Source organism: Nonomuraea sp. KM90 (assembly GCF_052246675.1).
GTDB lineage: Bacteria > Actinomycetota > Actinomycetes > Streptosporangiales > Streptosporangiaceae > Nonomuraea.
The window spans coordinates 1-4872 of record NZ_JBQQCB010000274.1; the positions used below are offsets into that span (position 1 = coordinate 1).

Below are 4872 nucleotides of genomic sequence, written 5' to 3' on the forward strand. Positions count from 1 at the left end.
CCCGGCCGGGTGCGCCAGGTGAGGAACCCCATGCTGGACAGCAGCCGCAGGTTGGAGGTCAGCGAGGCGCGGCTGGCACCGATGGCCTCGCTGATCTGCCCGGCCGACTGCTCCGGCGGGTCGCACACCATCAGCCAGCCCAGCACCCGGCCGGCGATCGGCGGCACGCCGTCACGCGCCAGATACATCGCCACCCGCTCGACCCACTCCAGCAACGCTTCCTGGTCGGTCACGCGCCCCACCCCCTCTTGCAGTTATTTCAGCATAAGCTAAAATAACTGTACAAGATGCGCCCTCTGCGGCGCTGCCATGGGCGAGCCGGGAAGTCTGGTCGGCCCGCGACGTTCGCTGTCGCGGAGAAGGAGGAGGACTTCCTGATGACCTCTCGCGCTCTTTCGGCGCTGCTCGGCAGCGGCGTCGCCGCCGGCGTCCTGGTGCCGGTACTGCTGTGGGCCGACGGCGCCACCCGGCCCGGCTACAGCCTGTGGCACCACGGCGCCAGCCAGCTCGGCACCGGCGACCGCGCCTGGCTGCAGACCATCAACTTCGTGCTCGGCGGGCTGCTGCTGGCCGCGTTCGCCGCCGGAGTGCGTCAGGCCCTGCGCGGCGGGCGCGGTGCCGTCTGGGGACCGATCCTGCTCGCGGCCACCGCGGCGGGACTCGTCCTGGCCGGGCTGGTGCCGACCGATCCCGCGCTGGGCTACCCGCCCGGGCAGCCGAACGTCGTCACCACCGCCGGCCGGGTCCACCAGCTCGCCGGTTTCCTGCTCTTCGCCGGGCTCAGCGCCGCCGCGTTCGTCCTGGCCCGACGCCTGCGCGAGACGAGCCGCGCGTGGAGCCGCTACTCCCGGGTGTCCGGCGTCCTCGTCATCGTCCTCGCCTTCGCCGCCGGTATCGCCTACCGCCTGGACACGCTGGGCCTCTGGCGGCCGGCACCCGCGGGGCTCCTGGAAAACCTCTCCCTGCTGGCCGGATTCTGCTGGCTGATCGCGGTGGCCGTGCACCTGCGCCGCGTACACGCCGACAGCCGCGCGGGATCGGCGGTGTCCTCGGAAGGCAAGACCCGTCACTGATTCCGGTGCGGCGAACGATGCCGCCAAACGGGGTGGATCTCGGTGCCGCTTGGTCAACGAAACGGCGGCGCTCGCCGACCGCTGACGCGACTACGGCGATGAGCAGCAGGACGTCCAGCGGCGCACGCCTCGCGGCGGGAGCCGTTCCTGCAGGCCGCTCAGCACCTCGTGCAGACCCAGGGATATGCGCAGATGAGCGTGCAGGACGTGCTGGCCGAGACCGGCACGTCCAAGGGCGCCTTCTACCAGCCTCCGGTGAGCGTAGGACCCTGTCCGGCCGCCCGAGGCGACGGCGTGCGTCGTGGCATCCGGCACGCTGTCTCCTTTCCGGCACGCCGGCCTGATCTCCCCGCGCGGAGCGGTCTACGGCCTGCGCCCAGACGCGCTGGCGTGGGGAAAGTGTTTGTGCAGGCGGTCAGGCCGGATCGGACGCGTCGGCGGTGCCGACGTCCACGCGGACTACGCCGCTGACGTATCGGCCGCCCTTGACGTCGCCGGGCACGACCAGGCGTGGTCCTTGTTTGTCGAGCTTGTTGCCGTTCTGGGCGACGGCGAGCAGGACCTTCTTGCCGGAGAAGGCCGGGTCTGTCTCGGCCCAGGCGAGGGTGGCGCGGTAGCCGTCGGAGCCGGTGGCGGTGACGACCAGGCGCAGTTGGCCGTTCTTGACGTCGGGGTCGATGCGGGGCTTGGTCAGCGCCAGGACGTCGGCCAGTAGCGGGCCGGTGAAGGTGTGCTTCTCGGCGCCGTGGGAGGTCTGGTAGCGCACGCGGACGGTGTGCTGGGGCAGGCTGCGCAGTCGAGCGAGGGTGAACCAGCGCGGCTGGGCGACCTCGCCGCGGACCTTGACCGGCACGGCGCCGAAAGCGCTCTGCCGGGAGGAGGATGGGCCGGCGGCGGTCGCGGCTGCGGCTGTGGCCGTGGCGGGCGCATCGACCGGCAGCGTCGCGAGCAGGGCGGTGGCGAGTGCAGTTGTGGCGGCCCAGTGGCGGGGGGCACCGAGCCTCATGGATGTGTTCTCCGATCTCGTGGATGCCATGGCTGAACCGTAGATCATGCCGCTGCTGCGGCGTAAGACGGGTATTCAGGCTGGAATGTGCGGAAGGTATGGTGAGTGGTTGTGACGACGTTTCGGATCAGCGAGGCCGCGGCGCTGCTCGGGGTCAGCTCCGACACCGTCCGCCGGTGGGTGGACGCGGGCCGGTTGACGGCCGAGCGGGACGAGCACGGCCACCGGCAGGTGAACGGCGCCGACCTGGCCGCCTTCGCCCGCGGACAGGTGGAGGCGGTCGACGGCGGCCGTTCGTCGGCGCGTAACCGCTTTCGCGGGATTGTCACCGAGGTGATCCGCGACGCGGTGATGGCGCAGGTGGAGATCGCCGCGGGGCCGTTTCGGGTGGTGTCGCTGATGAGCCGGCAGGCCGCCGATGAGCTGGGCCTGGAGGTGGGGGTGGTGGCGGTCGCCGTGATCAAGTCCACCAACGTCGTCGTGGAGATTCCCGGTCACGAGCGCGTGGCCAGTCACTTGTGAGGAGCCCCCCTTGGTGTTCAGGCGTCTTACCCGATGGGCGATCGCCCTGCCCGTCGTACTCGCGCTGGCGGGCCTGTCCGGTTGCGGCTCCGGCGAATCGGCCACGACCTCCGCTTCAGCCTCGGCGTCGGCTTCCGCTGGTGGCGGGGCCAAGGAGGTGACGGTGTTCGCGGCGGCGTCGCTGACCGGGACGTTCACCGAGCTCGGCAAGGCCTTCGAGGCCGCGCATCCGGGGACGACGGTGAGGTTCAACTTCGGCTCCAGCTCGACGCTGGCGCAGCAGATCGGCCAGGGGGCGCCGGCGGATGTGTTCGCCGCGGCGAGCCCGGCCACCATGAAGACGGTCACCGACGCCTCTCTGGCGGCCTCGCCGGCCACGTTCGTCCGTAACAAGCTGCAGATCGCGGTGCCCGCCGACAACCCGGCCAAGGTGGATGAGTTGAAGGACCTGACCGACGCCAAGGTGAAGGTGGCGCTGTGTGCCGAGCAGGTGCCGTGCGGCGCGGCAGCGGTCAAGGCGCTGGACGCGGCGGGGCTGAAGGTCACCCCGGTCACCCTGGAGCAGGACGTCAAAGCCACCCTGACCAAGGTGGAGCTGGGCGAGGTGGACGCGGCGCTGGTCTACAAGACCGACGTGATCGCCTCGGCGGGCAAGGTGACCGGCATCGAGTTCCCGGAGGCGGACCAGGCGATCAACGACTACCCCATCGCCACCCTGACCAAGGCTCCGGCGGGTGAGGCGGCCCAGCAGTTCGTCGACCTGGTGCTGTCGCAGCAGGGCAAGGACGTGCTGACCAAGGCCGGCTTCGAGACTCCCTGATCGCGAGATGAGTTCTTCTGTGCCGGAGCAGCTCGGCTCGGCGGGCCCGCGTGGCGGGCCCGCCCGTCGGCCGGCCGCGGGCCGTGAGGTCTCCGGAAGATTGCCGTGGATGCTGGTGCTGCCCGCCGTCGCAGGTCTGGTCTTCCTGGTGCTGCCGCTGGCCGGGCTGCTGATCCGCGCCCCCTGGTCCACGCTGCTGCAGCGGCTGGCCGAGCCGCACGTGCTGGAGGCGCTGCGGCTGTCGCTGGTGTGCGCGAGCGTGGCCACGCTCGTGTGCCTGCTGCTCGGGGTGCCGCTGGCCTGGCTGCTGGCCCGGGTGGAGTTCCCGGGACGGCGGCTGGTCCGAGCGCTGGTGACCGTGCCGCTGGTGTTGCCGCCGGTGGTCGGCGGCGTCGCGCTGCTGCTCGTGCTCGGCCGGCGCGGCGTGGCCGGCCAGTGGCTGGAGGCCACCTTCGGGATCACGCTGCCGTTCACCACCGCAGGAGTGATCCTCGCCGAGGCGTTCGTGGCGATGCCGTTCCTGGTGATCAGCGTGGAGGGCGCGCTGCGCGGCGCCGACCAGCGCTTCGAAGAGGCCGCCGCCACCCTCGGCGCCTCGCGCTGGACCGTTTTCCGGCGGGTGACACTGCCCATGGTCATGCCGGGCGTGGTGGCCGGCGCCGTATTGTGCTGGGCGCGGGCGCTGGGCGAATTTGGCGCCACCATCACCTTCGCCGGCAACTTCCCCGGCACCACCCGCACCATGCCCCTGGCCGTCTACCTGGCGCTGGAGACCGAGCCGGAGGCGGCCATCGTGCTCAGCCTCGTGCTGCTGGCCGTCTCAGTGATCATCCTGGCCAGCCTGCGCGACCGGTGGGTGAGCGCGCCATGACGCCCGACGGACTGCACGCCCACCTGGTCGTCACCCGGCCCGCCTTCACCCTCGACCTCACCCTGCAGGTGGCCCCCGGCGAGGTGGTCGCGCTGCTCGGCCCCAACGGCGCGGGCAAGACCACCGCACTGCGCGCGCTCGCCGGGCTCACCGGACTGTCACGGGGCGAGATCATCCTCGACGGCCGAACGCTGCACACCCTGGCCGCCGAGCAGCGCCCGATCGGCATGGTCTTCCAGGACTACCTGCTCTTCCCGCACCTGTCGGCGCTGGACAACGTCGCCTTCGGGCCGCGCTGCCACGGCGTGGCCAAGACCGAGGCGCGCAGCGCCGCCGCTGCCCTGCTGGAACGGGTCGGGCTGGCCGACCGCGCCGCCGCCAAACCCCGGCAGCTGTCCGGCGGCCAAGCGCAGCGGGTCGCGCTCGCCCGCGCGCTGGCCGTGCAGCCCAACCTGCTGCTGCTGGACGAGCCGCTGGCCGCCCTCGACGCCCACACCCGGCTGGAGATCCGCTCCCAGCTGCGCCGCCACCTGGCCGACTTCGACGGCGCCACCGTCCTGGTCACCCACGACCCCCTGGA

General features: G+C 71.8%; 8 protein-coding genes. 6 read left to right on the forward strand and 2 right to left on the reverse strand.

Going from position 1 to position 4872, the window contains the following annotated elements:
* The coding region (locus ACTWPW_RS62980; RefSeq protein WP_443174848.1) for a GbsR/MarR family transcriptional regulator at positions 1-233 on the reverse strand (233 nt) is incomplete at its 3' end.
* A 144-nt stretch (positions 234-377) separates the two neighbouring features.
* On the opposite strand from ACTWPW_RS62980, the gene ACTWPW_RS62985 reads away from it, so the two are divergent.
* Together ACTWPW_RS62985 and ACTWPW_RS62990 are read left to right on the forward strand one after the other, a co-directional pair.
* Positions 378-1073: a DUF998 domain-containing protein gene (locus tag ACTWPW_RS62985; RefSeq protein WP_443174849.1), complete on the forward strand. Its 696-nt coding sequence runs from the start codon at positions 378-380 to the stop codon at positions 1071-1073.
* Positions 1074-1220: 147 nt separating this feature from the next.
* Positions 1221-1544: a TetR family transcriptional regulator gene (locus tag ACTWPW_RS62990; RefSeq protein WP_443174855.1), complete on the forward strand. Its 324-nt coding sequence runs from the start codon at positions 1221-1223 to the stop codon at positions 1542-1544.
* Here the strand turns inward: ACTWPW_RS62990 and ACTWPW_RS62995 are convergent.
* Positions 1489-2079: a molybdopterin-dependent oxidoreductase gene (locus ACTWPW_RS62995; RefSeq protein WP_443174850.1), complete on the reverse strand. Its 591-nt coding sequence runs from the start codon at positions 2077-2079 to the stop codon at positions 1489-1491. The genes ACTWPW_RS62990 and ACTWPW_RS62995 overlap by 56 nt on opposite strands.
* 111 nt (positions 2080-2190) lie before the next feature.
* Here ACTWPW_RS62995 and ACTWPW_RS63000 point away from each other — a divergent pair, with 111 nt between their 5' ends.
* The 4 genes from ACTWPW_RS63000 to ACTWPW_RS63015 form a co-directional block, all read left to right on the forward strand.
* The gene (locus ACTWPW_RS63000; protein ID WP_443174851.1) at positions 2191-2601 is read left to right on the forward strand and encodes a TOBE domain-containing protein; all 411 of its coding nucleotides are present in this window, start codon (positions 2191-2193) and stop codon (positions 2599-2601) included.
* A gap of 10 nt (positions 2602-2611) precedes the next feature.
* Complete coding sequence (gene modA / locus ACTWPW_RS63005) at positions 2612-3421, forward strand: molybdate ABC transporter substrate-binding protein (protein ID WP_443174852.1); 810 nt, start codon at positions 2612-2614, stop codon at positions 3419-3421.
* 7 nt (positions 3422-3428) lie between these two features.
* Positions 3429-4292, forward strand: a complete 864-nt coding sequence (locus tag ACTWPW_RS63010; protein WP_443174853.1) for an ABC transporter permease — start codon at positions 3429-3431, stop codon at positions 4290-4292.
* The coding region (locus tag ACTWPW_RS63015; RefSeq protein WP_443174854.1) for an ABC transporter ATP-binding protein at positions 4289-4872 on the forward strand (584 nt) is incomplete at its 3' end. The genes ACTWPW_RS63010 and ACTWPW_RS63015, both read left to right, overlap by 4 nt.